Origin of the sequence: Shewanella sp. SG41-4 (genome assembly GCF_014164505.1) — a bacterium.
GTDB lineage: Bacteria > Pseudomonadota > Gammaproteobacteria > Enterobacterales > Shewanellaceae > Shewanella.
This window is the reverse complement of sequence record NZ_JACJFI010000602.1, coordinates 1-1327: the sequence shown is the minus strand read 5'-3', so window position 1 is coordinate 1327 and position 1327 is coordinate 1. Positions and strand designations below refer to the sequence as shown.

General features: G+C 35.6%; 2 protein-coding genes. Both read right to left on the bottom strand.

The features are described from left to right. A partial coding sequence (locus H5202_RS22570; RefSeq protein ID WP_182773990.1) for a hypothetical protein occupies window positions 1-565 on the bottom strand: 565 nt, incomplete at its 3' end. A 423-nt stretch (window positions 566-988) separates the two neighbouring features. Next, window positions 989-1327: hypothetical protein (locus H5202_RS22565; protein WP_220493985.1), on the bottom strand; the 339-nt coding region annotated here is incomplete at its 5' end.

Below are 1327 nucleotides of genomic sequence, written 5' to 3'. Positions count from 1 at the left end.
TATTACAAGGATATGAGTCTTGTGGAACATTGAAATAAGTGTACTTATTTTTATCTAGATGGAGTTCTAAACTACCAACAAGATACTTGTAAGCATCTATGCGCATATAAAATGAGCACATTTCTTCCATAGAAATAAAAATTCTTGATAAGGCTTCCAACTTGTACTGTTGAGTTAGCTTCTCCTCATTTTCGTTGTGCAAATCGTTATAGTCCCGGCACAGTAACTCTAAGAGATATTTTATTCCTCGTCGTGAATGACTGGCATAGGTCTGCCATAATTGTTCTTCTTCATCAGACAATTCAAATTGATGAAATGATGAATTGACTCTTGCGTACTTTTCGTACTGTTCAAGCATGAACTCAATAAGTGAATGCGTATTCAACTGGCAAATATTTTCCTCTAGAACGATTTCATATTCTTGATACATGAGCTGGCAAATGGAAATAATCTTTTCTTTATCCGTAACATGCTCTGAGGAAAAGGTTGAGAACACCTTATTTTTTATTCGGGTGTACAGCTCTTCTTCGATATTTTGTAATGGGCGAAAAAGTTCTTTAATCATTGTGATAGTCTCTGTTTAGCAAGTTAGAGAGAGTCAGTAACATTGACAGCGAGCTTGATGAAACAGCAATAAAAATCAAGCCAGCCATTACTAATCAACAACATATAGGGTCTATGACGAGTTATCAATGCTCTATTTGCCTATAATCCAATCGACCAGGTGTATTGCTGATTTACAGTCTAAAAAATGATTAAAATAAGGTGTTCGGGGTCAGGTCTTGTAATTTGCCTATCCATTAGCGCATGTATGGCAAATGTCATTAGCTGAAGACTACTCAGCCTGGTGAGTTAGCACACTTTGGGGCAGAAATGAGCTAACCAGGTCAGCTAGCTCAATGTTGGACAGATACGAGCTAGATGTTTTGGTCTTTGCCCAACCAGAATTCAAATAGTGAAGTGCTCTATCTATTAACTTGGGAAGAAGTTAATAGATAGAGCGTTCAAACAAACTGTCTATATAATAGAGAAGTAATTTAAACTTTTCTATTTCACCATTGCAAATGAAATCAATTGGTTTCATGCCATTGAAGTGTTTGTCATTATTGACCATGTTCATAAAGCCATATACATTTTCAGGGTTAGTGAATGTTGTACGCAGGCTAGCGTGAATATTCAAAATATAGCTAACCCTTTCAATTTGTTCTCGATTAAAACTCAATTTTTCAAAATCAAGAGACTTATAATTTTCAGGAAGATTAAGTACAGCCCGAACTTGTAGTTGAGTGCATTTCCATTTATCTAAAATTGTCAAAGCAGTTCTCAT